General features: G+C 66.9%; 25 protein-coding genes. 13 read left to right on the forward strand and 12 right to left on the reverse strand.

Translation table 11 applies throughout. The features are described 5' to 3' along the window. Positions 1-78: 78 nt before the first annotated feature. The 4 genes from ACREB7_RS01930 to ACREB7_RS01945 form a co-directional block, all read right to left on the reverse strand. Positions 79-1,335 carry an FAD-dependent oxidoreductase gene (locus ACREB7_RS01930; RefSeq protein WP_431590623.1) on the reverse strand — a complete coding sequence of 419 codons (1,257 nt, stop codon included), beginning with the start codon at positions 1,333-1,335 and terminating at the stop codon, positions 79-81. Then, positions 1,332-2,150 carry a class I mannose-6-phosphate isomerase gene (locus ACREB7_RS01935; protein ID WP_431590624.1) on the reverse strand — a complete coding sequence of 273 codons (819 nt, stop codon included), beginning with the start codon at positions 2,148-2,150 and terminating at the stop codon, positions 1,332-1,334. Before ACREB7_RS01935 ends, ACREB7_RS01930 begins: the two co-directional genes overlap by 4 nt. Positions 2,151-2,154: 4 nt before the next feature. Next, positions 2,155-3,792, reverse strand: coding sequence for an amidohydrolase (locus ACREB7_RS01940; RefSeq protein WP_431590625.1), 1,638 nt, complete (start codon positions 3,790-3,792; stop codon positions 2,155-2,157). A 212-nt stretch (positions 3,793-4,004) separates the two neighbouring features. Further along, entirely contained in the window at positions 4,005-4,883 is an 879-nt protein-coding gene (locus tag ACREB7_RS01945; protein ID WP_431590626.1) for an NAD(P)-dependent oxidoreductase, read from the reverse strand. Between the two features lie 59 nt (positions 4,884-4,942). On the opposite strand from ACREB7_RS01945, the gene ACREB7_RS01950 reads away from it, so the two are divergent. From ACREB7_RS01950 to ACREB7_RS01960, 3 genes are all read left to right on the forward strand, one after another. Continuing rightward, on the forward strand, positions 4,943-6,193 hold the full coding sequence (locus ACREB7_RS01950) for a threonine ammonia-lyase (RefSeq protein ID WP_431590627.1): 1,251 nt from the start codon (positions 4,943-4,945) through the stop codon (positions 6,191-6,193). A 135-nt stretch (positions 6,194-6,328) separates the two neighbouring features. Further along, positions 6,329-6,730 carry an acyl-CoA thioesterase gene (locus ACREB7_RS01955; protein ID WP_431590628.1) on the forward strand — a complete coding sequence of 134 codons (402 nt, stop codon included), beginning with the start codon at positions 6,329-6,331 and terminating at the stop codon, positions 6,728-6,730. Beyond that, positions 6,727-7,215, forward strand: a complete 489-nt coding sequence (locus tag ACREB7_RS01960; protein ID WP_431590629.1) for an N-acetyltransferase family protein — start codon at positions 6,727-6,729, stop codon at positions 7,213-7,215. Before ACREB7_RS01955 ends, ACREB7_RS01960 begins: the two co-directional genes overlap by 4 nt. A 1-nt stretch (position 7,216) precedes the next feature. Here the strand turns inward: ACREB7_RS01960 and ACREB7_RS01965 are convergent, their stop codons facing one another. Together ACREB7_RS01965 and ACREB7_RS01970 are read right to left on the reverse strand one after the other, a co-directional pair. Beyond that, on the reverse strand, positions 7,217-7,696 hold the full coding sequence (locus tag ACREB7_RS01965) for a MarR family winged helix-turn-helix transcriptional regulator (RefSeq protein ID WP_431590630.1): 480 nt from the start codon (positions 7,694-7,696) through the stop codon (positions 7,217-7,219). After that, positions 7,680-8,999 carry a S41 family peptidase gene (locus tag ACREB7_RS01970; RefSeq protein ID WP_431590631.1) on the reverse strand — a complete coding sequence of 440 codons (1,320 nt, stop codon included), beginning with the start codon at positions 8,997-8,999 and terminating at the stop codon, positions 7,680-7,682. The genes ACREB7_RS01965 and ACREB7_RS01970 overlap by 17 nt, the downstream gene beginning before the upstream one ends. A 275-nt stretch (positions 9,000-9,274) precedes the next feature. On the opposite strand from ACREB7_RS01970, the gene ACREB7_RS01975 reads away from it, so the two are divergent. Next, on the forward strand, positions 9,275-9,787 hold the full coding sequence (locus ACREB7_RS01975; RefSeq protein ID WP_431590632.1) for a GNAT family N-acetyltransferase: 513 nt from the start codon (positions 9,275-9,277) through the stop codon (positions 9,785-9,787). A gap of 37 nt (positions 9,788-9,824) precedes the next feature. On the opposite strand, the gene ACREB7_RS01980 is transcribed toward ACREB7_RS01975, so the two are convergent. From ACREB7_RS01980 to ACREB7_RS02000, 5 genes are all read right to left on the reverse strand, one after another. Next, positions 9,825-10,544 carry an SIMPL domain-containing protein gene (locus tag ACREB7_RS01980; protein ID WP_431590633.1) on the reverse strand — a complete coding sequence of 240 codons (720 nt, stop codon included), beginning with the start codon at positions 10,542-10,544 and terminating at the stop codon, positions 9,825-9,827. Between the two features lie 54 nt (positions 10,545-10,598). Further along, on the reverse strand, positions 10,599-11,363 hold the full coding sequence (locus ACREB7_RS01985) for an alpha/beta fold hydrolase (RefSeq protein WP_431590634.1): 765 nt from the start codon (positions 11,361-11,363) through the stop codon (positions 10,599-10,601). 137 nt (positions 11,364-11,500) lie between these two features. Further along, positions 11,501-12,691: a PQQ-dependent sugar dehydrogenase gene (locus ACREB7_RS01990; protein WP_431590635.1), complete on the reverse strand. Its 1,191-nt coding sequence runs from the start codon at positions 12,689-12,691 to the stop codon at positions 11,501-11,503. A gap of 79 nt (positions 12,692-12,770) precedes the next feature. Further along, positions 12,771-13,403 carry a sigma-70 family RNA polymerase sigma factor gene (locus ACREB7_RS01995; protein WP_431590636.1) on the reverse strand — a complete coding sequence of 211 codons (633 nt, stop codon included), beginning with the start codon at positions 13,401-13,403 and terminating at the stop codon, positions 12,771-12,773. Next, complete coding sequence (locus ACREB7_RS02000) at positions 13,400-13,600, reverse strand: NepR family anti-sigma factor (RefSeq protein WP_431590637.1); 201 nt, start codon at positions 13,598-13,600, stop codon at positions 13,400-13,402. The genes ACREB7_RS01995 and ACREB7_RS02000 overlap by 4 nt, the downstream gene beginning before the upstream one ends. A gap of 231 nt (positions 13,601-13,831) precedes the next feature. Between ACREB7_RS02000 and ACREB7_RS02005 the strand changes: the two genes are divergently transcribed. Beyond that, on the forward strand, positions 13,832-14,233 hold the full coding sequence (locus ACREB7_RS02005) for a BLUF domain-containing protein (protein ID WP_431590638.1): 402 nt from the start codon (positions 13,832-13,834) through the stop codon (positions 14,231-14,233). A 196-nt stretch (positions 14,234-14,429) separates the two neighbouring features. Continuing rightward, positions 14,430-14,984 (forward strand): sigma-70 family RNA polymerase sigma factor, encoded by a 555-nt coding sequence (locus tag ACREB7_RS02010; protein ID WP_431590706.1) that lies wholly within the window; start codon positions 14,430-14,432, stop codon positions 14,982-14,984. Between the two features lie 110 nt (positions 14,985-15,094). Here ACREB7_RS02010 and ACREB7_RS02015 read toward each other — a convergent pair whose 3' ends face one another. Further along, on the reverse strand, positions 15,095-15,889 hold the full coding sequence (locus ACREB7_RS02015) for a response regulator (RefSeq protein WP_431590639.1): 795 nt from the start codon (positions 15,887-15,889) through the stop codon (positions 15,095-15,097). Positions 15,890-16,143: 254 nt separating this feature from the next. On the opposite strand from ACREB7_RS02015, the gene ACREB7_RS02020 reads away from it, so the two are divergent. From ACREB7_RS02020 to ACREB7_RS02050, 7 genes are all read left to right on the forward strand, one after another. Beyond that, positions 16,144-17,619, forward strand: a complete 1,476-nt coding sequence (locus tag ACREB7_RS02020; RefSeq protein WP_431590640.1) for a GAF domain-containing protein — start codon at positions 16,144-16,146, stop codon at positions 17,617-17,619. 16 nt (positions 17,620-17,635) lie between these two features. Beyond that, positions 17,636-18,376 (forward strand): Crp/Fnr family transcriptional regulator, encoded by a 741-nt coding sequence (locus ACREB7_RS02025; protein ID WP_431590641.1) that lies wholly within the window; start codon positions 17,636-17,638, stop codon positions 18,374-18,376. Between the two features lie 43 nt (positions 18,377-18,419). Continuing rightward, positions 18,420-19,433, forward strand: a complete 1,014-nt coding sequence (locus tag ACREB7_RS02030) for a ligase-associated DNA damage response exonuclease (RefSeq protein ID WP_431590642.1) — start codon at positions 18,420-18,422, stop codon at positions 19,431-19,433. Continuing rightward, the gene (locus ACREB7_RS02035) at positions 19,430-21,010 is read left to right on the forward strand and encodes a cisplatin damage response ATP-dependent DNA ligase (protein ID WP_431590643.1); all 1,581 of its coding nucleotides are present in this window, start codon (positions 19,430-19,432) and stop codon (positions 21,008-21,010) included. The genes ACREB7_RS02030 and ACREB7_RS02035 overlap by 4 nt, the downstream gene beginning before the upstream one ends. A 133-nt stretch (positions 21,011-21,143) precedes the next feature. After that, positions 21,144-21,758, forward strand: a complete 615-nt coding sequence (locus tag ACREB7_RS02040; RefSeq protein WP_431590644.1) for a superoxide dismutase — start codon at positions 21,144-21,146, stop codon at positions 21,756-21,758. A 101-nt stretch (positions 21,759-21,859) separates the two neighbouring features. After that, positions 21,860-23,746, forward strand: coding sequence for an acyltransferase family protein (locus ACREB7_RS02045; RefSeq protein WP_431590645.1), 1,887 nt, complete (start codon positions 21,860-21,862; stop codon positions 23,744-23,746). Then, entirely contained in the window at positions 23,743-25,122 is a 1,380-nt protein-coding gene (locus ACREB7_RS02050) for an L-serine ammonia-lyase (protein ID WP_431590646.1), read from the forward strand. Before ACREB7_RS02045 ends, ACREB7_RS02050 begins: the two co-directional genes overlap by 4 nt. The last annotated feature ends 41 nt before the right edge of the window (positions 25,123-25,163 follow it).

Here is a 25,163-nt window from a genome sequence, read left to right on the forward strand (position 1 = left end):
GTCGAGATGCGTCTGGCGCAGCATCGACGTGTCTCGACTTCGCTCGACACGAACGGCAGCAAATGTCCGCGCCGGGCATCAATAAACCGTCCGCGCCGCGACAGTGCCCTTGCTCGCGAAGCTGAAGCGGGGTTCGATGGGCAGGCTTTCGTCGAGGATATGCGCGGCGACGCGTTTGCCGACCGCAGGGCCGTTTTTGAAACCATGGCCCGATCCGCCGCCGACGAGCCAGACATGCGGCTGGCCGGGGAAGCGGTCGATCAGATAGTCGCCGTTCGAGCTGTTCTCATATTGGCAGACGCGCCCGCCGATCAGCGGCGCGGTGGCGAGGCCGGGGAAGCGGCGCGCGACATAGGCGCGGGCTTCGGCGATGCCCGCCGGGGTCAGCGCGCGGTCCTGGGTGTCGGGATCGACCACCGGACCATGGGCGTCGATCGCGATCTTGAACCCCGCACCCTCAAGGTCGGGGATGCCATAGACGATGCGGCCGTTGTTGAAATCGGCCCAGACCGGCAGGTTCGGCGGCGCGAAGCGGGTGTCGCCCTGCGGCGCGCCGAAATGATAGACCTCCTGCCGCGTCGCGACGATCTTGCCCATCAGATGCTGGGGGAAGATTTCGGCGAGCCAGGGCCCGCAGGCATAGACGAGATGATCGGCGGTGCCGCCGTCGGGCAAAGTGTGACGCTGAATCTTCTTCGCCAGCAGCGGCGCGGGCATGACGACGGGCTCGACCGCGATCTGGGCGTCGGCGATCACCTCCTGCACGCCGCGCCCCGCGATCAGCGCGCCGGTCTCGGTTTCGAGGATGCCGGTTTCGCCCTGATAGAATTGGATCTGGCGATATTTATTCTGCAGCCAGCTCACATCGCCCTGTTCGTGGCCGATACGGTTCGCCTGCAGCCAGGCGAGCGATTGCGCGGCGTAGCTGTCACCCTGCGGCGCGAACCAGAGGACTCCGGTTTTGTGGAAGATCGGGGCGGAGGCGGTGTCCGACAGGTCCTTCCAATATTCGAGCGATTCACGAGCCATCTGCGAATAGATGGTGTCGGCGCCATAGCCCATACGGATGACGCGGCTTTCGCCGCCCGAGGAGGAGCGGACATGGCCGGCGCCATAGGCGTCGAACAGGCGGACGCTCTTGCCCGCGCGCAGCAGGTGCCAGGCGGTCCAGGCGCCGAACACGCCGGCGCCGATCACCGCGACATCGACATGCTGGACAGTCGGCCGGGCGGGCTTGCGTTTCTTCGGCTTGCGTTCCTTGCGCTCGGCCGCCGCGGCGGCGGTGGCGACGGGGAAGGCGGCGAGGCCAGCGAGGAGCGTGCGGCGCGTCGTCATGCCTTGGCCCAGGCGATGAGCGCGCGGCCTTGGCCGCCGAGCGTGGCGAGGTCGGCGGCGTCGCCCAGCAGCCAGCACTCGCCGGGTTGCCAGGCGGCCGCACCGACTGTGCCGTTTCCGTCGACGGGAATGAACCAGACGGGGCCGTGGGCGCCGATATCGGGGAGGGCGGCGAAATCCTCGCTATGCGCGTCCACCAGGCCGAATTTCGGGCCATCGACGAGGCGGTCGATGCCGACCGCGATCGGCGTGCGCAAATTGGCGGTGAGATAAGGCCCCGCTTCGGCGCAGGCCATCGCTTCGGCGAGGTGCAGGTCGCGCGGGCGACCATAATCGTAGAGGCGATAGGTGATGTCGGCATATTGCTGGACCTCGATCAGCGTCAGCCCGCCGCCGATCGCGTGGATCGTGCCGGGGGTGACATGGAAATGATCGCCCGGGGCGATGACTTTCCAGTCGATGAGATCCTCGATGCGGCCGTCGAGTGCGGCGGCGTGGAGCGCTTCGGGCGACACGCGCTGTTCGAGGCCGAGGCCGATCACCGCGTCGTCGGCGGCGTCGAGGATCAGCCAGGCCTCCTCCTTGCCCTGCCGCGCGCCGGCCGCGCGCGCCTGCGCGTCGTCGGGGTGGACCTGCACCGACAGCGCCTCGGAGGTGAAGAGATATTTGACCAGCAGCGCGGGTTCGGCCGACCCGGCGGGAAGCTCGAACCAGATTTCGCCGATCCGCTCGCCGCCCGCATCAAAGAGCGGACCGATGTCGTCGCGGCCCCAGGGCTTGGCGACGCGGCGCGGGATCAGACGGGTCGCTGGCACGCCGTCAATTGCCCTTCTTGTAATAACGATAGCCGCCGATCCAGGTTTCGAGCGGGGTCATGCGGCGGATCTCGTCGGGGCTGGCGAGCATCGGGTCGCTGTCGATGATAAGGAAGTCGGCGCGCATGCCGGGCATCAAGGTGCCGATGCGATCCTCGGCGAAGCCCGCAAAGGCGGCGGTGCGGGTGAAGCCGTCGAGCGCGGTCTCGCGGTTCACCGCTTCTTCGGGGTGCCAGCCGCCGAGCGGCTGTCCGGCGGCGTCGGTGCGCGAGATCGCGGCGGCGATGCCGGGGAAGGGGTTGGCGCTTTCGACCGGCACGTCGGAGCCGAAGGCAAGGCGCGCGCCCGCCGTTTGCAGGCTGCGCCAGGCATAGGCGCCCTTCAGCCGGTCGGGGCCGAGCCGCGCCTCGGCCATCAGCCGGTCGCTCGTCTGGTGGACCGGCTGCATCGAGGCGATGACCTTCAATTGCGCGAAACGCGGGATGTCGACCGGGTCGATCACCTGCGCATGTTCGATCCGCCAGCGGCGCTCGCCGGGCAGGTCGGCGTTGAGGTCGGTGATCGCGTCGAGCGCTTCGGCATTGGCGGCGTCGCCGATCGCGTGGATCGCGACCTGGAATTTGTCGAAGCTGGCGCGCACCATCTTGTTGCGCAGTTGCGCGGGGGTGAGCAGCGGCAGGCCCTTCTGCCCCGGCGCGTCGCTATAGGGCGCCTTGAGCCAGGCGCCGCGCGAGCCGAGCGCGCCGTCGAGATAGAGCTTGACCCCGACCATGCGCAGCCGGTCGTCATAAAGCCAGGGCGTCGGTTCGCTGCCCGCGATCAGCGCCATATTGTCGATGTCGCCGCCATAGCTGATGATCCGGATCGCCAGCTGTTTCTTGTCGCCGGCGCGGCGATAGCTTTGCCATTCGGCGATCGTCGTGCCCATGTCGGCGATCGTGGTGATCCCCTGCGAAAGCAATTTCTGTTGCGCGAGCAGGAAGGCGCGGTCGAGGTCGCGCGCCTGCGGTTTGGGCTTGGCCTGGTCGATCAGGCTCATCGCGGCATCGACAAAGACCCCGCCCGGCTTGCCGCCCGCCATTTCGATCCGCCCGCCCTCGGGCGCTTTGGTGGTGGCGGTGACCTTGGCCGCAGCGATCGCGGCGCTGTTCGCCCAGCCGGCATGGCCGTCGACCCGTTCGAGCCAGACCGCGCGGTCGGACACCGCGGCGTCGAGGTCGGCGGCCGTCGGGAAGCGGCCGAGGCCCCATTTTTCCTGGTTCCAGCCGCGCCCGATGATCCACGGCATTTCGGGATTTTCGGCGGCATATGCGCGGATCGCCGCCTGCGCTTCCGCCAGCGATTTCGTCTCGCTGAGGTCGAGCAGCATCAGCGAAAAGCCGAGCCCCATGACATGGCCATGCGCGTCGATCAGCCCGGGGATCAGCGTCTTGCCCTTGCCGTCCTCCTGGAAATCGGGGCGTTCGGGGCGCTTGTCCTTGCGGTCGAGCAATTGCCTGACCTTGCCGTCGCTGCCGATGACCAGCCCGGTGAAGCGGACCAGCTTGCCGTCCTTGTCGAGCGTGATGCCGTTGACATTGTCGACGAGCGTGTCGGCGTGGGCAGGGGTGGCGAGGAGGAGGGCGGCCAAGGCGGCGAGCATAAAGCCCCTCCCCTTCAGGAGTGTCAGGTCGGTCATGCCCCCGGCATGACCTAAACCGTCCGGGGGACGGTTTCCCTGACACTGGGTTGGGGTGGGGTTTCGCGGCATAGCGCAAGGCCGATGGACCCCACCCGCTGCGACTAGGCAGCAAGCTGCCAAGTCTCGCTGCCCTCCCCTGAAGGGGAGGGCGTGGTTTTTGTCGCTCGCCCCGCTCACTTCGGCAACCGCGTCACCAGCGAGCTGGTATCCTTTCGTCCGTTCCCCGCCTTTTGCACATCGGCGTAGAACTGGTCGACGATCGCCGCGACCGGAATCGTCGCGCCGTTCGAGCGGGCTTCGTCGAGCGCGAGGCCGAGATCCTTGCGCATCCAGTCGACCGCGAAGCCGAAGTCGAATTCGTCCTTCGCCATAGTCTTCCAGCGGTTGAGCATCTGCCAGCTTGCGGCGGCGCCGCCCGACACCGCCTCGAACACCTTGTCGGTGTCGAGCCGCGAGGCCTGCGCAAAGCGCAACGCTTCGGACAGGCCCTGGATCACCCCGGCGATCGCGATCTGGTTGACCATCTTGGTCGTCTGCCCGGCGCCGGGGCCGCCGATATGCACCATGCGCCCGGCATAGGCCTGCATCACCGGCGCTGCCGCCTCGAACGCCGCCTTCTTGCCGCCGCACATGATCGACAGCGTGCCGTTCTGCGCGCCCGCTTCGCCGCCCGACACGGGGGCGTCGACGACGAGCAGCCCCGGCTCCTCGGCCTCGACCGACAGCTGGCGGGCGATGCGGGCGGAGACGGTGGTGTGGTCGATGAACAGCGCGCCGCGCCGCATCGCGCGAAAGGCGCCGTCGCGGCCGAGCGTCACCTGCGCCAGATCATCGTCGTTGCCGACGCAGGTGATCACGACGTCGGCGCCGTCCGCCGCCTCGGCGGGGGTGGCGACCGCGCGCCCGCCATGGAGGGCGACCCAGGCGTCGCTCTTGGCGCGGGTGCGGTTGTAGACGGTGAGGTCGTGCCCCGCCTTGGCGAGATGGCCCGCCATCGGGCCGCCCATGACGCCGATGCCGAGGAAGCTGATGCGCAATTTTTGTTCGCTCATGGGCCAACCCATAACCATGGTTTGCGCGACGCGCCAGATAGGCTAGGGCCAGCTGCATTATGACCGATCAACTCACCCTGACCTCCGCCGCCGATCTTCCGGCGATCACATTGGACGATGTGCGCGCGGCGGCGGGCCGAATTGACGGCGCTGTCGTGCGGACGCCGACGCTCCATTCGCAGACCTTGTCCGAAATGGTCGGCGCCGAGGTGTGGCTGAAGTTCGAAAACCTCCAGTTCACCGCCGCCTATAAGGAACGCGGCGCCTTGAACGCGCTGCTGCTGCTCGACGACGAAGCGCGCGCGCGCGGCGTGATCGCGGCGTCGGCGGGCAATCATGCGCAGGGTCTCGCCTATCATGGCAAGCGCCTCGGTGTGCCGGTGACCATCGTGATGCCGAGCACGACGCCGCAGGTGAAGGTGTCGCAGACCGCGAGCCATGGCGCGACGATCGTGCTGCATGGCGAGAAATTCGACGATGCCTATGCCCATGCGCGCGTGCTCGAAAAGGAGCGCGGGCTGACCTTCGTCCATCCTTTCGACCATCCGCATGTCGCGGCGGGGCAGGGCACGGTGGCGCTCGAAATGCTCGAGGATGTGCCCGAGCTCGACACGCTGATCGTGCCGATCGGCGGCGGCGGGCTGCTCGCGGGCATGGGCACTGCGGCGCGCGGGATCAAGAACGACATGCGCCTCGTGGGCGTGCAGGCCGAGCTGTATCCGTCGATGTACGCCGAGCTGAACGGCGTCGACATGGCGTGCGAGGGCGACACGCTGGCCGAGGGTATCGCGGTGAAGGAGCCGGGATCGTACACGCGCAAGCTGGTCGCCGAACTCAACGACGATATCGTGCTGGTCGCCGAACGCCATCTGGAGCGGGCGGTGAGCCTGTTGCTGCAGATCGAAAAGACGGTGGTCGAGGGCGCGGGCGCGGCCGGCCTCGCGGCAATGCTCGCGCATCCCGAGGAGTTCAAGGGCCGCAAGGTCGGGTTGGTGCTGACCGGCGGCAATATCGATACGCGGCTGCTCGCCAATGTGCTGCTGCGCGACCTCGCGCGCTCGGGCCGCATCGCGCGGCTGCGCATCCGCTTGCAGGACCGGCCGGGCGCCTTGTTCAAGGTGATGAAGCTGTTCGACGAGAAGCAGGTCAACATCATCGAAATCTATCACCAGCGCATCTTCACGACGCTGCCCGCCAAGGGGCTGATCACCGACATCGAGTGCGAGGCGCGCGACCGCGAGCATCTCGACAGTCTGGTGACCGCGCTGCGCGAGGCGGGCTATATGGTGACGACGGTCGAGCTGGCTTAGCCTCCAGTCCCATCGTCATTGCGAGCGGAGCGAAGCAATCCAGAGCGGTTTACTCCTACTCTGGATTGCCGCGTCGCTTCGCTCCTCGCAATGACGAGGCTTTTTGTCGCCAGACGCCGAGGCTAAGCACACCCCATGAAATCCTTCACCCTCTCCCTCACCGCCACCCCCGAGAGCATCGACGAGCTCGGCCATGTCAACAATGCCGTCTGGGTCCAGTGGATCCAGCAGGTCGCGACGGGGCATTGGGACGCCGCTGCGCCGCAATCGCATAAGGACGCTTACATCTGGGTCGTGGTGCGCCACGAGATCGATTATCTGCGCGCGCTTGGCCCCGGCGGGACGGTGACCGCGCGCACCTGGGTCGCCGACAAGCCGCAGGGCGCGAAGTTCGACCGTTTCATGGAATTCACCGGCGCCGACGGCAAAGTGCATGTCCGCGCACGCACCGTGTGGGCGCTGCTCGACAAGGCGAGCGGGCGGCCGCTGCGCGTGACGGCGGAGGTGGTGGCGCCGTTCCTCGGTCCCCAAGCGTGACGCTTTCGATCCGCCCCGCCACGCCCGACGATGCCACTGCGATCTGGGCGATCCTCGAACCGGTGATACGCGCGGGCGAGGCCTATGCGCTCGATCGCGACATGGGCGAGGCGGATGCGATCGCTTATTGGTTCGGCGCCGACAAGGACGTGTTCGTCGCCGAGGAAGACGGCGTCGTCCTCGGCACCTATTATCTCCGCGCCAATCAGGCCGGCGGCGGCGCGCATGTCGCGAACTGCGGCTATATGACCGGCGCGGCGGCGACCGGGCGCGGGGTGGCGCGGGCGATGGCGCTGCATAGCTTCGAGCAGGCGAAGGCGCGCGGGTTTCGGGCGATGCAGTATAACTTCGTCGTCGCGAGCAACACCCGCGCGGTCGGGCTGTGGCAGTCGCTGGGCTTCGCCATCGTCGGGCGGTTGCCGGCGGCGTTCGACCATCCGGCGCTGGGGTCCGTCGATGCGCTGGTGATGTTTCGGACGCTGTGACCTAGTCGCGGGCGCGTTCGCGCAACGGGCGGTCCTGGAGCGCGCGCAGCGTTTTCAGCAATATGGCGTGCGCATCGCCAGTCTCTTCGAACAGGCGCTCATACACGGCGGAAATCCCGGCCGTATAGCTGTCGAGCAGCGCCATTTGCGCGGCGCCCTTGTCGGTCAGCCGGAACAGCTTGCGCCGCGCATCGGCGGGGTCGGCGTGCTGGGTGACGAGGCCCAGCCGCAGCAGCGCCGGGCATTTCTGGACGACCAGCTGGTGCGACTGGCCGAGCGCGCGCGCGAGTTCGGCGGCCGACGCTTCACCGGCCTGACGCAGCGCGGTGAGCAGGGAGCAGGAGCGGACCGGGATGACGATGCCCGCATCGTCGAACAGCTCGCGCGTCTGTTCCTCGATCCGCTGGCTCAGCGCTTCGCTGAGGCGGCCGAGGAACGAGATGTCGTCGAGATCGGAAGCGCTATCAGTCGAGGCGGGCATAGGTCGTGGTCGTTCCATCGCGGTCGATGCGGGTGAGGGCGACGATCTTGCCGCCTTTGCGCGCGATGCGAAAGCGGAAGTCGCGCACGCCCTCGATCGCGAACAGGTCGTCGCCGAGCGGTTCGAGCGCCAGGCGGAAGCGTTCGCGCCAGGTGTAGAGCAATTTGCCATCGACCAGGTCGATGCGCCGCCCTTCGTAGCGGCCGGTCACGGCCTTCAGCGCGGCGGCGGTCGGCGCGGGGCGCGGGGCGAGCAGGGGGGCGAGCCAGTCGGCGTCGGCCTGTTTCGCCGGATCGGCCTTCACCAGATCGGCGAGCGCGAGGCGGTGCGCGACGGCGAGCGCATCGGCGGAGGGGACGAGATGGTCGGGGGTCACCCCCTGTCCCTCGAAATCGCCGCGATCGACGGGATCGCGGATCTGGCCGATCGGGACCTGCAGGAAAAAGTCGGTGCCGACGGGCTTGCGGTCGACCGGATGCGCGCCGCCCGCGGTGCGTTCGCCCACCAAGGTCGCACGGCCAAGCTTCTTGAGCGTATAGGCGAACCATTCGGCGGCGGAGAAGCTGGTCGAACCGGTGAGGACATAGACCGGCTTGCCGGTCAGCCGCTTCGCGGGCAGCGCGGGGAGGACCCATTGCCCGCGTTCGACGCGGCGGCCGTCGAGATTATAATCATAATCGAACAGCTCCTGATCCTTGTCGCCGGGGAAGAGCTGGCTTGCGAGCAACTGCGCCATCTCGAGATAGCCGCCATTGTTGTAGCGCAGGTCGTAGATCACCGCGTCGCCATTCTCGACAAAGCGCATCGCGGCGGCGGCGGCGTCATAGCCGAGTTCGGGATCGGCGAAATGCGACAGGTCGACATAGGCGATATTGCCGTCGAGATAGCGCAGCCCGGTGAAACCGAAATTCGTCCGCGCCTCGTCGCGGCGGTCCTGCTCGCGCAACGCGGCGGCGCGCGCCGGGTCCTGCTTTGCCGCATAGTCGGCGACCCATTCAGGATCGACTCCGACCGAAAAATGCAGGTCGTTGCTCGCGGCGATCAGGTCGTCGGTGAGCTTGCTCGCGAGGGCGCGGCGGTCGGGCGCGGCGTCATAGTCGCCGGCGTCGAGGCGGCTACGCAAGGTCGCGGCGATCGTCTTCGCCTTGTCGGGGAACACATAATTGGCCTCGAGCGTCGCGCCGAGCTGTTCGACGACCGCGCGCTTGTCGGCGGCGGTCAGCGGCGCTTCATCGGCGGCGGCAGGCGTGGCGAGCCAAAAGGTCGTGGCAGCAAGGAGGATGGTCCAACACCGGGTCTTCATGGAGATTTCACCTGCGATTCGATTTATACAATATATTGCGCAATATATTGTATAAATTGACATGGCAAGGGACTTGATCGGCCGGCGCGGCGCTGTTAGGTCCGCCGATGATGACCCACGACCAATCCCTGCGATTCAAGGCGTATTGGCGCTCCTTTACATAGGAGCGGCATGGCATCACCTGTGACCATCGCCGCCGTGTTCGGACAAGGCGAATGGTCATCATCATACCACCACCCCCCGTCACGGCGTGCGCTTTTTGAAGAAGACGCGACATGACCGATAGCTTGCTTGCCCTCTCGACCGACCATTGCCGCATCACGCCGCTCTTTGCCGACGATGCGCGCGCGCTGTCCGCGATCACCGACGACAGCGTGACCTCGCAGGTGCATTTCCTGCCCACGCCCTTCACCGAAGCCGATGCGCGCGCGCTGATCGCGGGGTCGGGCGGCGGCGACGTGTTTCATGCGGTGCGCGACGAGCAGGGGCTCGACCTCAACGGGGTGATCGGGGTCCATCGGCGCGCGGGGCCGGAATATGAGATCGGTTACTGGTTCGCGGCGCGCGCGCGGGGGCGCGGCATCGCGACCGAGGCGGTGCGCGCGGTCGTCGGCGCGCTGGTCGCGTCGCGGCCGGGCTGTTCGATCGTCGCCGAATGCCATCCCGGCAACACACGCTCGCGCGCGCTGCTGCGCCGCATCGGTTTTGTCTCGACGGGGCAGCGGGGACGCCGTCCCGGCCGGATGCGGCTGGTCTGGCGCGCGGGGACGGGGATCGATGTGTGCTGAAGCCTGGCGCGCGGCGGCGCCCGTGTCGCCGACGGCTTCAGCTCTTGGTGAGTTCGAAAACCACGCCGACCGATACGGTGACATTTTCCGGCGCGGGGTCGATGCGGGTACTGCCGACGTTGACCCGCGCCATGGCGGCGCTGGGCCGATACGGGCGATATCCCGAACTGTCGGTGATCGACACGACGCGCTTGACCCGCATTTTCAGCGTGCGGGCATAGACGTCGGCGCGGTCCATCGCGTCCTTGATCGCGGCGGCGCGGGCGCGCGCCGCCGATTCGGGGGTCGCATCCCATGCGGTGATCGGCCCCTGGATATTGGTCGCGCCGGCGTCGACCAGATGGTCGATCATCTCGCCGGCATTCTTGGGATCGCGAAAGCTGATCATCAGATTGTGCCGGACCATGAAGCCGTCGACTTTTTCGGACCCGTCATATTTCTTCTCGGGCGACAGCGTCATGTTCGAGGTCCAGAAATCCTCTTCCTTCACGCCAAGCCGTTTGAGCGATCGCCGCATCTCGTCGAGCTTCGTGGCATTGCGACGCACCGCGTCGGAGGCGCGCGGGGCGAACTCCTCGACCCCGGCCAGGATCTGCACGACCTCGGCGGGCTGGCTGTCGAGGCCCTGGCCGGTGACCGTCAACCGGGTGCTGTCGTTCGCAAATCCGTCGTCGGCGGTGGTGGCGCCGACGATGATCGGGACCGCCGCGACGAGGGCGACAAGCGCATAGGCATGGAATTTTCGTTGAACCAGCATGGCCTTCCCTCCGAGTGAGAGGCCCGGCTATGCCGGTTCATCGTTAAGATCGGATCAAGCCGCCGCCGATCCGCTTGATTCGCCGACCTCTTCCCGCAACGCCTTGGCGATCGCCGCGACCGACGTCGGCGCATAAGCGAAGCCCATATGGCCGCAGTCGACCTCGATCTGGCGGTCGCTTTCGTGCGGGGCGCCGCGCGCGCTGTTGATCGCGACGACACCGTCATAGGCCGACCACAAGGCGAAGGTCGGCATTTCGGGGCGCGGGGCGGGGTGGAAGTCGATCGGCGGATTGTCGACCGGGTGGCGCGCGATCAGGTGATAGAGCCGCCAGGCGCGGTTGGCGCGGCGGCTGCCCGAAAAGGGCGAGCCGAGGGTGACGACGCGCGCGACCTTTTCGGGATGATGCTTGGCATATTCGCGCGCGTAAATGCCGCCGAGGCTCCACCCGACGAGCGCCGGGACATGGCCGGTGCGGTCGATGATCCATTGCACGCGGGTGTCGATGCGCTCGATGATGTCCGCCGTCGCGCCGCGGTTGAAACCGAGGCCCCAGCCGTAGCAGCGAAACCCAGAACGGCGGAGGTCGCCGCGCAGCGCCTTGGTCGCCCAGTCGCCCGACAGGAAGCCGGGGAGCACCATCACCGGCGGATGGTCGCTGTCGGGATTGGGCTCGGGCGGCATCGCGCGGATGCGGCCCCACAGCGCGCGCATCAGCGACGTCGCCTCGCGCCACAGCAGCCCGAGCGACGGCGGCGCATCGGGGTCGGCGATGCGCGCCGGCCATTCGGCGCGCCGGGCGAGGAGGTCGCGGAGCATGGGAGGCCTATAGCTTCGAGCGTCGTTCGGTGAAAGCCGTGCAGCTATTTACCGTAGCCCTGAGCTTGTCGAAGGGCGCCTATCCGAGAAGCGCCCTTCGACAGGCTCAGGGCTACGGTTCAGATCTGCGGTTGCGCCTACCTCTTCGGGACGAGCTTCACCAGCATGCCGTCGCTGCCGTCGGTGAGCAGCCAGACCGACCCGTCGCCGCGCACCTCGACCTCGCGGATGCGCCGGCCGAAGTCCCAGCGGTCGGATTTGTGGAGCTTGTCGCCGTCGATGGCCATGCGGATCAGCCCTTCGCCCGACAGCGCGCCCATCAACAGGCTGTTCTTCCAGCCCGGATAAAGGTCGCCGTCGTACCAAGCGAGCCCGGCGGGCGAGACCGAGGGATTCCACCACAGTTTCGGCGCGGCAAATTCGGGGCGGGTCGGGTGGTCGGGAATATCCTTGCCGTCATAATGGTCGCCGTTCGAGACGATCGGATAGCCGTAATTGGATTTCGCCGCGACCAGATTGACCTCGTCGCCGCCCTTCGGCCCCATTTCCTGGTTCCACAGCTGACCCGCGCCATCGAAGGTCAGGCCGAGGATATTGCGATGGCCGAGCGACCAGATTTGCGCGGTGACGCCACCTTGCGATGCGAAGGGGTTGTCGGCGGGCACGCTGCCGTCAGGGTTGAGGCGCAGCACCTTGCCGAGATTGGCTTTCATGTCCTGCGCCGGGTCGAATTTCTGCCGCTCGCCCGAGCCGATGAAGAGATATTTTCCGTCGGGCGAAAAGGCGAGGCGGTGCGAGAAATGGCCGCGCCCGGTCACCTTGGGATCCTGTTTCCAGATGATCTGCAGGTCCTTCAGCGTCGGGGCGCCGCTCTGGTCGAATTTGGCCTTGCCGACCACCGCGCCATAGGTGCCGGTGCTGCCCGCCTCGACCCAGCTGAGATAGATGGTGCCGCTGGTCGCGAAATCGGGCGCGGCGAGGACGTCGCCGAAGCCGCCCTGTCCGCCATAGGCGACGGCGGGCACGCCCGCGACATCGACGGGGGCGCCGCGTTCGCTCCACAATTTCAGCTTGCCCGACTTTTCGGTGACGAGCGCGAAGGGGGTGCCGGGCAGGAAGGTCATCGCCCAGGGTTCGTTGAAGCTGGCGACCTCCTGCACCGTGAAGGGGGCGTCGGCGAGCGGGGTCGCGGGCTGGGCGCCATTGGCGTCGATCGCGGCGGGGCCGGTGGATGCCGCTTCGCTCGGCGTCGCGCCGGTCGAACAGGCGCCGACGAACATCGCGGCGGCGATGACGAAATGGGAGGCGAGATGGGGGGCGGTTTTCATCGATGAACTCGCTTTGCTGGGGGGACGGCCTGTCTGCCGCGCCCGCCGTGCAAAGTCGAGCCTGTCAAGGCCGGGAGCGTCAGCGGCTTCCGGCGTCGTGGCGCGCCGCGATCGTTTCGACGCTGTCCATGATCGCCGCCATCGCTTCGCTGGCGGGGGCGGCTTCGGCGCGTTTCTGCGAAAATTGACCCTCGGTCATAATCTCTTCGAGCGCGGTGCGGGCGCGCGACACGCGGCTTTTCATCGTGCCGAGCGCGCAGCCGCAGATGCTCGCCGCCTCTTCATAGGACATGCCGCCGGCGCCGACGAGGATCAGCGCCTCGCGCTGGTCCTGCGGCAATTCCATCAGCCCGCGCTGGAGGTCGGCCATCTCGCCGCTGTCTTCCTGGCTGGCGGGGGTCGACAGGGTGCGTTCGACCGCCGTCTCGTCATAGTCGCCGACAAATTTGTTGCGGCGCATCTGCGACAGAAAGGTGTTGCGCAGGATGACGAAGGTCCAGGCCTTGATCGACGTTCCGGCCTCGAACCGGTCGCGCGAGGCCCAGGCCTTGACCATCGTATCCTGCGTCAGGTCGTCGGCGAGGTCGGGATTGCCCGACAGGCTGCGGCCATAGGCGCGCAAATGGGGGATGACGCCGGCGAGCAGGGTCTTGAACTCGCGGTCGGACAGGCTTCCGCCCTCCCGCGATGAAACGGCACTGGCCTGGGTCATTCCTGATCGGACGCTTTCTGATCGATCTGCGAAAGAAGGTCGAGCATGCCGTCGGGCAGGGGTTCGGCGACGATATTGCCATAGATGATGCGCAATTTGGTGTTGACCGGCTCGGGGGCCTGCCGCCCGGTGAGCGCGCGATACCATTGGTCGCTGCCGGTTCCGGGGAAGCTGCCCGGGGTCGGCCGGCGCTCCATGCGAACACGCTGCGCGGCGCCATCGCCTTTTGTCCTATGTTCGCCGTGCGTTGCCATGCCCGAGGAACGAAGAAAAAGGCCCCAGGTTCCCGAACAAGGTGGTTTTTTGCGACGGATTGTGAAGGCGACAAAAGATTCGCGCGATTAACGCAAGTTAGCATGGCCCGACCGGCGACTGTGTAGGGTCGGCGATGCTGCGGATCATCGCCGCGGCGCACGGGAGGGTCGTTCTTGCTTTCGGTTATCTATGTCAGCGTCGCGGATCCCGGCCTGGCGCCCGCCGATATCGCATCGCTGGTCGGCAAGGCGCAGGCGAACAACGCCCGCGACGCGCTGACCGGCGCGCTGATCTACAACGGCCAGAATTTCATGCAATTGCTCGAAGGGCCGGTCGCGCGGGTCGAGGCGTGCCTGGCGCGCATCCGCGCCGACTTGCGCCACAATGGCATGATCGAAATTCGCCGCCGCCTGATCGACGAGCGCGAGTTCGCCGCCTTTTCGATGCTCTACAGCCCGCTGTTCCGCGACCATGACGCCGACCTGTCGCGGCTGGCGGCGCGCGGGGCGCTCGACGCGCAGGACGGCCGGCTGATGACGAACTTCCTCGCGCTTGGTCGCGCCGGCGGAGCGTGATCGCGCCGATGGCCCGCCCTCTGCCGCGCGGGTGCGGCCGCCATATCGGTTTGCATCGCGACCCGAACGGGCTAAGCCATGCCAAGATGATGTTTAACTTCAAGGCTCTGCCAAGGCGTCCGGAGCGACGCCTGTGACGACCAGCGACACCGCCCAGCCGCTCGACGACGCGACGTTCAAGCGCGAACTCGCGGCGATGCTCCCGCACCTGCGCGCCTTTGGCCGCAGCCTCTGCGGCAACGCCGACCTGGCCGACGACCTGGTGCAGGAAACAATGCTGAAGGCGTGGAAGGCGCGCGCCCAATATATTCCCGGCCCATCGAGCATGAAGAGCTGGGCCTTCGTCATCCTGCGCAACTGTTTCCTGTCGCAGATGCGGCGCAAGAAATTCACCGCCGATTATGACGAACTCGCCGCCGAACGGCTGCTCGTCGCGCCCGACGACCAGGACGACAGCCTGCACCTCGGCGACGTCCAGCGCGGGCTGATGATGCTGCCGGTCGACCAGCGCGAGGCGCTGGTGCTGATCGGTGCGGGGCAATTATCCTATGAGGAAGCGGCGGCGATCTGCGAATGCGCGGTCGGCACGATGAAAAGCCGCGTGTCGCGCGCGCGCACCGCGCTGCAAGAGATATTGGAGGGCGGCCAGATGCCGCGGCGCAGCGGCGACGTGCTGCCCGCGAGCGAAGTCTTCCGCAGCATCATGGACGATGTCGACAGCCTGACCGCGAACGGCCCGAGCGAGCGATAGGCCGCGGTTCCCTTCCCGCCAGCGGGAGGGGCTAGGGGAGGGCATGTCGGCGCACTCCCTGATAAAACACGCCCTCCCCCGACCCCTCCCGCAAGCGGGAGGGGAGAAGATCAAACCGCCAGTTGCGGGGTGAAGAGCAGGCTCTGGCTGATCGCCGCGCGCACCGTATTTTCGCGAAACGGCTTCGAGATCAGGAAGGTCGGCTCGACACGGCTGCCGGTGAGCAGCCGTTCGGGAAAGGCGGTGATGAAGATGACCGGCACCGGCGCGAGCGCGAGAATATCCTGTACTGCATCGATCCCCGACGATCCGTCGGCCAGCTGGATATCGGCGAGCACGAGCCCGGCGTCGGTCGCCGTGAACGCCGCGACCGCGTCGTCGTGGGTGGTCGCGACGCCGGCGACATCATGGCCGAGCCCGCGGACGATCTGCTCGAGGTCCATCGCGATCAACGGCTCATCCTCGATGATCAGCACCGAGGTGCGCGCTTCGCGGTCGAGATCGCCGACCGCTTCGGCGAGCAGGCTTTCCACCGTCGGCGCGTCGGTCCCGGTAATCAGCGCGGCTTCCTCGGTCGAAAAGCCTTCGAGCGCGGTGAGCAGCAAGATCTGGCGTCCCAGCGGGGTGATCCGCGCCAGGCGGCGGTTGGCGGCGCGGACGATCGGGTTTTCGGCATCGTCGCTCCCTTCGCCGTCGTCGATGAAGGCGCTTTCCCAGATGCGGTGGAAGGTGCGGTAGAGGTCGATGCGGATGCCGTCGTCGGAGCGGAATTCATCGGGGGCGGCGACGATGACTTCGAGCATCGTATGGACGAAATTGTCGCCATGCTGCTGGGTGCCGGTCAGCGCGCGGGCGTAGCGGCGCAGGAAGGGCAGATGGCCGCGGATTTCCTCACCCAAACTCATGCAATGACCTCCCTCTGAATAAGCTCATACGCCGCTGCGCGCGATCGGGTTCCCGCGCCTCCGACAGAATCTGCGCAACCTGTCGGCGTGCGATGCGTAAGGAAGGGGCGGGACGTTAACAGGCTGCGGTGCGAAAAGTCGGTTTTCCGGCTTTTCGACCCGGACGGCCGCGATGCTTTTTTGAGGACCGGTTTCATGGCACAGCGACCCCGGGGCACGGCGCGATGACGCCAGGGGACGACAGGGGGGCAAGTTTGGCGGACGGTGGGGACAGGGACCTCGCGCATGACGAGAGCAGGCGACTGCGGACGCTGCGCGAATATCGCATTCTGGATACGGCACGCGAACCGGGATACGACCGGATCACCAAGCTTGTTGCCGACCTGTTCGATGCGCCGATCGCTCTGGTCTCGCTGGTCGACGACTGCCGGCAATGGTTCAAATCATCCTTCGGCCTCGATGTCCCCGAAACCGCGCGCGACATCAGCTTCTGTCAATATGTCATCGCCGAATCAGAGCCCGTCATGGTGCCCGACGCGCAGGTCGATCCGCGCTTCGAACAGAATCCCCTCGTTACCGGCGAACCGCATATCCGCTTTTATGCGGGGGTCCCGCTGCGCGCCTATAACGGCGCGATCCTGGGCACCTTGTGCATCATCGACCGCAAGCCGCGCCCGACGCTGACGCCGCGCGAACTCGAACGGCTCGAAGATTTTGCGGCGATCATCATGGCCGAGGCGGAGCTGCACCGGGCGGGAATCGAACGCGACGCGGCGCGCCACATGCTCGAACGCGCGCTCGATTTTTCGGGCGTCGCGACCTGGCAGCTCGATCCGCGCACCGATGCCCTGCGCTGGCACGGGGCGGTGGCGGAGCTGTGGGGCGCCGATTATGAAACCGCGCTCGCCACCGCCGAACAGGCATTTGCGCGCATCCATCCGGAGGATCATGGCGTGGTGCGCGCGGTGCTCGACGAATCGATCGCCAACGGCACCCCCTATGCGGTCGAGCATCGCATCCTGCACCCCGAGCGCGGCATCCGCTGGCTGTCGATCCGCGGCGACTGGGACGTGCGGACGAACGATGCGATGTTGACGGGGGTCAGCATCGACATCACCGAACAGCGCAACCGGCGCGACAATGACACCATATTGATGCGCGAACTGCACCACCGGATGCGCAACCTGTTCGCGACCGTCGGCGCGATCATCTCGCTCACCCGCCACGCCGCCACCGACGTCGATGATTATGTCGAGCGGATCAGCAGCCGGCTCGACGCGCTCAATCGCGCACAGAATGTCCTGCTCGGCGCCAATTTCCTGACCGGATCGATGCACGCGCTGCTGCGCGAGGTCGAGGCCGCCTTTCCGCGCATCACCTGGTCGGGCCCCGACCTCGAATTGCCCGAAAATGCGGTGGTCGCTATGGCGCTCCTATTCAACGAGCTCGCCACCAACGCGGTCAAGCATGGGGCGCTCGCCAGCGAGCAGGGCGACGTCGCGGTGGATTGGACGCAGGAGGCCGACGATGTGCCCGACCGGCAATTCCGCCTGACCTGGACCGAAAGCGGCGGCGCCCCGATCGCGGGTCCCCCCAACCGGACCAGCTTTGGCACCTTGTTGATGGAACGTAGCGTACGCAATAACCTTGGCGGGACGATCGAGCGACGCTGGGAGCCCGGCGGGCTGGTCTGCACCATCACCTTGCCCGCGCGGTGGCGCGACGCATGATTTCGAGGCGGGCCCCATGACCTTGGAAGCGCTGGTCGCGCGCCTGCATTTCTACAGCGATATCGGCGACGGCGACCGCGCGCAGATGCTCGCGCTCGGCGGCAAGGTGCGCAGCTTTGCCGCGAACGCCGAACTGGTCAGCGCCGGCGAACCGATGGACGCGGTGCTGGTGGTGCGCGAAGGCTGGGCCGCGCGCTACAAGGAACTGGAGGACGGGCGGCGCCAGATCCTCAACATCCTGCTCCCCGGCGACATCTTCGACCTGCAGGTGCTCGTCGCGGCGGAGGCCGACCATAGCGTCCTCGCGATCACCGCCGGATCGCTCTACGCCATCCCGCCGGGCGCGGTACGCGACCTGCTCGCCGGGTCGGGCGCGCTGAGCATGGCCTTCTGGTGGACACAGGTGCAGGAGGAGGCGTTCCTGCGCGAGCAGATCGTCCGCAACGGGCGCCAGAGCGCGCAGGAACGGATCGGCCATCTGCTGCTCGAACTCCACCGCCGCGCGCAGATCGTCAATCTGGCGGGCGAAGACACGATGCGGCTGCCGATGACGCAAACCCAGATTGCCGACACGCTCGGGCTGACCCCGATCCATACCAACCGGGTGCTGCGGCGGCTGGTGCGCGAGGGCTATATCGAGATGAACCGGCAGTGGATCCGCTTCCTCGACGCCGATGCGCTGGCGGCGATGTGCGATTTCGACCCGAGCTATTTCCACCTCGATGCGTTTCACATGCGCTTGGGGCGACGCGACTGAAGCGGGTTTGTTCGATCTTTGTTCGTTGTGCTATGGGGCGGGGATGACCCGCGCCAGGACCTGGATCGAGCCGCACCCGAGCGGCATCTATGTCAAACCCGCCGATGTGTGGATCGACCCGTCGCGTCCCGTCGCGCGCGCGGCGGTAACCCACGGCCACGCTGACCATGCGCGCAGCGGGCACGGATCGGTGTTCGCGACCCCCGAGACGCTGGCGATCATGGCGCTGCGCTATGGCGTCGATGTCGAGGCGAGCCATAATGCAGCTTTTCCTTATGGCGAAGGGTTCGAGCGCGGCGGGGTGCGCTTCAGCTTCCATCCCGCCGGCCATGTGCTGGGCAGCGCGCAGATATTGATGGAATATGCGGGCGAACGGATCATTGTCACCGGTGACTACAAGCGGCGGCCCGACCCGACCTGCGTCCGGTTCGAGGTCGTGCCATGCGACATCTTCGTTACCGAGGCGACTTTCGGCCTGCCGGTGTTCCGCCACCCGCCGACGGGGCAAGAGATCGCCAAGCTGATCGGTGCGGTGCGCGCCGAGCCCGACCGCTCGGTGCTCGTCGGCGCCTATGCGCTGGGCAAGGCGCAGCGGGTGATCGCCGAATTGCGCGGTGCGGGATGGGAGGCGCCGATCTATATCCACGGCGCGCTCGAAAAAATGTGCCAGCTTTACGCGGCGCATGGTGTCGATCTTGGCGAATTGCGGCTGGTCAGCGAGACCGACAAGGCTGCGATGGCCGGACAGATCGTGCTGGCGCCGCCGTCGGCGCTGAACGACCGCTGGTCGCGGCGGCTGCCCGATCCGGTGACCGCGATGGCGTCGGGCTGGATGCGCGTGCGCCAACGCGCGCGGCAGCGGATGGTCGAGCTGCCGCTGGTGATTTCGGACCATGCCGACTGGGACGAACTGACGACGACGATCGTCGAGGTGAACCCCAGGGAGACCTGGATCACCCATGGCAGCGAGGACGGGCTGTTGCGTTGGTGCGAATTGCATCAGCGGAAAGCCAAGGCGCTGCACCTTGTCGGCCGCGATCTGGAGGAGGAAGCGTGAAGCGCTTCGCGGCCCTGATCGACCGGCTGATCTACACGCGCTCGCGCAACAGCAAGCTGGCGTTGATCGTCGATTATCTGAAACACACCCCCGATCCCGATCGCGGCTGGGCGATCGCCGCGCTGACCGAGAGCCTCGACTTTCCGGCGGTGAAAGCGGGGACGGTGCGGGCGCTGCTCGGAAGCCGTGTCGACGAGGAATTGTTCCGCCTGTCGCGGCATTTCGTGGGGGATACGGCGGAGACGGCGGCGCTGCTGTGGCCCGATGCGCCGGGGGCGAAGGACGACCTCAGCGTCGCGCAGGCGGTCGATGCTCTTGCCGCCGCCAGCCGCAGCGATGCGCCCGCCGTGGTCGCGGGCCTGCTCGACCGGCTCGATGCCGACGGGCGCTATGCCTTGCTCAAGCTCGCGCTCGGCGGGATGCGCGTCGGGGTGTCGGCGCGGCTCGCGAAACAGGCCTTTGCTTTGGCCTTTGACGTGCCCGTCGACGATGTCGAGGAGCTGTGGCACGCGATCCCGCCGCCCTATGCGCCGCTCTTCGCGTGGGGCGAGGGGCGCGCCGCGCGGCCCGACCTCGCCGACGTCGCCTTCTTCCGTCCCTTCATGCTCGCGCACCCGCTGGAGGAGGAGAGCATCGATCTCGCCGACTATGCCGCCGAATGGAAATGGGACGGCATCCGGGTCCAGATCGTGCGCGGTGGGAAGGGGGGCGGCGGCGAGACGCGGCTCTACAGCCGCGGCGGCGAGGAGATCAGCGGCGCGTTTCCCGAACTGGTCGCGGCGTTCGATCAGGACGCGGTGATCGACGGCGAGCTGTTGGTGCGCGGCGATACTCAAGGCGGGGAGGCGGCGAGCTTCAACGCCTTGCAGCAGCGATTGGGCCGCAAGACGGTGTCGAAAAAGATGCTCGCCGACTATCCCGCCTTCGTGCGCGTCTATGATTTGCTGGCGGTCGACGGCGACGATCTGCGCGGCCTGCCGTGGACCGAACGACGACGCCAGCTGGAGGCTTTCGTGCCGCGCCTCGCCGCCAGCCATTTCGACCTGTCGCAGGTCATCGACGCGAAGGATTTTGATGACCTCGCCGCGCGCCGTGCGGGCGCGCGCGACGCCGCGATCGAGGGGGTGATGCTCAAGCGCCGCGATGCGCCCTATGTGGCGGGGCGGCGTGCCGGGCTGTGGTATAAATGGAAGCGCGACCCGCTGACCGCCGATTGCGTGATGATGTATGCCCAGCGCGGCAACGGCCGCCGCGCGAGCTTCTATTCGGACTATACCTTTGGCTGCTGGAGCGAACAGGGCGAGCTGCTGCCGGTGGGCAAGGCCTATTCGGGCTTCACCGACGAGGAGCTGAAATGGCTCGACAAGTTCGTGCGCGACCACACGCTGAACCGCTTCGGGCCGGTGCGCGAGGTCGAAAAGTCGCTGGTGCTCGAGGTCGCCTTTGATTCGATCCATGCGTCGAAGCGCCACAAGTCGGGCCTCGCGATGCGTTTCCCGCGCATATCGCGCATCCGCCGCGACAAGCCGGCGGAAGAAGCCGACCGTATCGCGACGCTGCTGGCGATGGCGACCTAGCCCGTCCCCGTAACCGCCGGGATAGGCGATGTGGCTTGCGAACAAGGAAAAATTGCGCGCCAAAACCTTGCAACCACGGCGCGCTATCCCGAGTTAAGGGGCCCATACTCCCCGATAAAAAAGGAAGACTGCCATGACGATCGCTCTCACCGTCCTGCCCTATGCCGAGGATGCGCTGGCGCCGCATATTTCGGCCGAAACGCTGCAGACGCATCATGGCAAGCATCACAAGGCCTATGTCGACAAGCTCAACGCCGCGATCGAGGGCACCGAACTCGCCGACAAGAGCCTCGAGGAAATCATCCACCACGCCGAAGGGTCGGGCAACAAGGGCCTGTTCAACAACGCCGCCCAGTCGTGGAACCATGGCTTTTACTGGAGCAGCCTGTCGCCGGCCAAGACCGCGCCTGAGGGAGACCTCGCCGCCGCGATCGATCGCGACTTCGGTTCGCTCGACGAGCTCAAGAAGAAGCTGAAAGAGACCGCGATCAACCATTTCGCGTCGGGCTGGGCCTGGCTCGTCTCGCGCGACGGCACGCTGTCGGTCACCGACACGCATGACGCGGGCACCGAAGTGACCGCAGGCATCAAGCCTTTGCTGGTCGTCGACGTGTGGGAACATGCCTATTATATCGACCGCAAGAACCTGCGCCCTGCCTATGTCGAGGCGGCGGTCGAGGAATTGCTGAACTGGGATTTCGCGGCGGAGAATTTCGCGCGCGAAGGCAGCTGGACCTATCCGGCCTGATTCCGGCGGGGCGGGCCATCGGTCCGCCCCGTCCCCCCTTTCCCAAATGACGCCAAGCGGCTAGGCAGCAAGCGCGCGCCGGCCAGCGAATTTGGGGAATCATGCAGTATCGCAACGACATCGCCGGACTGCGCGCTTTGGCGGTCCTGCCGATCCTCCTCGTCCACGCCGGGCTTACCGCGATTCCCGGCGGTTTTGTCGGCGTCGACATTTTTTTCGTCATCTCGGGCTATCTGATCAGCCGCATCATCCTGAAGGAGATGGACGCGGGTCGCTTCACGCTGACCGGTTTCTATCGCCGCCGCGCGCTGCGCATCCTGCCCGCGCTGCTTGTCCTGCTGGTGGTCGTGCTCGCGGTCGGCTGGTGGCGGCTGTTCCCGCAGGATATGCGCGATCTGTCGTGGAGCGCTGCGGCGACCGCGCTGTCGGGGTCGAACATCTGGTTCTGGCGGACGGTCAATTACTTCGGCGACGCCGAACTGACGCCTTTGCTCCACACCTGGTCGCTGGGGGTCGAGGAGCAATTCTATATCTTCTACCCGCTGTTGCTGATCGCGCTGCGCCGCTGGCTGCCGCGTCATATCGTCGCGGCTTTGTGGGTGATCGCGGCCGTGTCGCTGGCGATCGGGTTCGGGCTGAACCACATCAACAAGGCGCAGGCGAGCTTTTACCTGCTGCCGTCGCGGGCGTGGGAACTGGCGCTCGGCGGGCTGGTCGCGACCGGCGGCTTCCCGGCGCTGGGGGCGCGGCTGCGCGCCGTCGCGACGTGGATCGGGCTGGCGCTGGTCGTCGTGTCGCTGTTCGTCATCGAAGAAGGCCTGTCTTTCCCCGTGCCCTGGGCGTTGCTGCCGTGCGTCGGCACCGCGCTGCTGATCGCCTATGGCGAGGTCGGCGGGACGGCGCGGCTGCTCTCGCTGCCGCCGATGCGCTTCATCGGCGACATCAGTTACTCGCTCTATCTGTGGCACTGGCCGGTGATGGCTTTGTGGCGCTTCGAGCGCGGGCTGACGCTCGAGCCGTGGGAAATGGCCGCGACGATCGCGATCTCCTTCGCGCTCGCCATCCTCAGCTATCGCCTGATCGAGCGGCCCTTCCTCGAGCGCGGCAAGGCCTGGGCGACGCCGCGCGTGCTGTGGAGCGCGCTGGCCGCGATGCTGCTCGTCGCGGGCGTCGCGGCGTTGCTCGCGGTGCAGGCGGCGGGGGCGCGGATCGAGAATCCGGAGGTGGCCCGGCTGCTGACCTATCTCGACTATGATGACAGCCCGCAGTCCTTTTTCCAGTTCAAGCGCGGCGTGTGCATGGCCGACACCGCAAAACCGACCTATGACCCCAAAACATGCGCGACACGCCGGCCCGACCGGCCGAACATATTGGTGATGGGCGACAGCCATGCCGGGCATATCGTCCAGGCGATCGCCGAGCGACTGCGGGGCATGAACATATTGCGGCTGACCGCGTCGGGATGCGACCCGGTGCTGCCATTGCGCGGCGATCCGCGCTGCACCCGGGTCATGGCGCTCGGTTTCGAGGACAGGTTGTTGGGTAGCGGACGGATCGACCGGGTGATCCTGTCGGCGCGTTGGCGCGAAGGCCAGCTGCCCGACCTGGCGCGCTCGGTGGCGCATTTTCGCGCGCGCGGCATTCCGGTGACGGTGCTGGGGCCGGCGGTCGAATATGACGAGCCGCTGGCGCGCCTGCTCGCTCGTGCGACGGCGCGCGGCGACGTCGACCTGGCGCGCGACAGCCGCCGCATGGACCTCCTCGTCGAGGATCGCGCAATGCGCGACGCGGTGGTCGCCGCAGGCGGCACCTATGTCTCGATGCAGGACCTGGAATGCCCGAAGGGCGTCTGCCCGCTTTTCGCGTCGGACGGATCGCCCTTTCACTTCGACATCAGCCATTATACCTTGGGCGCGTCGCGCGACCTGGCGGCGAAGCTGCCGCTCGAAGCGATCACCCCGACATCCTCGGAAAAATCCCGGCCATGACCATCAGCCTGTTCGAATTGTTCAAGATCGGCGTCGGACCGTCGAGTTCGCACACCGTCGGCCCGATGGTCGCGGCGCGGCGCTTCACCGTCTGGCTCGACGAGGCCGAACTGCTGACCAGAACCGCGCATGTCGAGGCCGATCTCTATGGCTCGCTCGCCTTGACCGGCAAGGGCCACGCCGCCGACACCGCGATCGTCGCGGGGCTCGCGGGCGAAATCCCCGCCTCGACCAGCCTCGCCGCGATCAAGGCGCATTGGGACCGGGCGGAGGGCGATGGTTTTCTCTACCTGCTCGGCCGCCAGCGCGTGCGCTTTCAACCGAAAAGCGACCTGCATTTCCAGATGCGCCAGCGCCAGCCGTTCCACAGCAATGCGCTGAGCTTCACCGCGCGCGACGCGGGCGGCGAAATCCTCGCCAAGCGCATGTATTTCTCGATCGGCGGCGGCTTCGTCGTCGACGAGGACGAGGCGGGGCGCAACAGTCGCGGGGCGGAGGATGAGGTCGAACTGCCCTTCGCCTTCACCTCGGGCGCCGACTTGCTCGAAATGGGCGCGGCTTCGGGCAAGAGCTTTGCCGAGATGATGCTCGAGAATGAGCTGGTGCACCGCAACCTCGACGAGGTGAACGCCGGGCTCGACGCGATCGCGGGGGCGATGGACGCGTCGATCGAATCCGGTTGTTGTAGCACCGGGATTTTGCCGGGCGGGCTCAAGGTCAAGCGCCGCGCGCCGCAAATCGCCGACGACATCCGCGCGCGGCACGAACAAAATCTGACCGATCCGCTCGCGATGATGGACTGGATCAACCTGTGGGCGATGGCGGTGAACGAAGAGAACGCCGCGGGCGGCAAGGTCGTCACCGCGCCGACCAACGGCGCGGCGGGGATCATCCCGGCGGTGATCCGTTTCTACCGCCGCGGCTATCGCGGCGATGACGCGGGGGTGCGGACCTTCCTGCTCGCGGCGGGGGCGGTCGGTGCGCTGTACAAGCGCAACGCCAGCATCTCGGGCGCCGAGGTCGGTTGTCAGGGTGAGGTCGGCGTCGCCTGTTCGATGGCGGCGGCGGGGCTGACGGCGGCGCTCGGCGGCACCAACGCGCAGGTCGAGAATGCCGCCGAGATCGGCATGGAGCACAACCTCGGCCTCACTTGTGATCCCATTGGAGGTCTGGTGCAGATCCCGTGCATCGAGCGCAACGCGATGGGCGCGATCAAGGCGATTGACGCCAGCCGCATCGCGATGATCGGCGACGGCACGCATGTGGTGAGCCTCGACACGGTGATCGTGACGATGCTGCAGACGGGGCGCGACATGCGGGATAAGTATAAGGAAACGTCGAAGGGCGGGCTGGCGGTTAGTGTGGTGGAGTGTTGAGGGGCGGCTTGTAGATAAAAGCTGCGCGTAGATCGGGTTCG

This window comes from Sphingopyxis sp., from assembly GCF_050725615.1.
GTDB lineage: Bacteria > Pseudomonadota > Alphaproteobacteria > Sphingomonadales > Sphingomonadaceae > Sphingopyxis.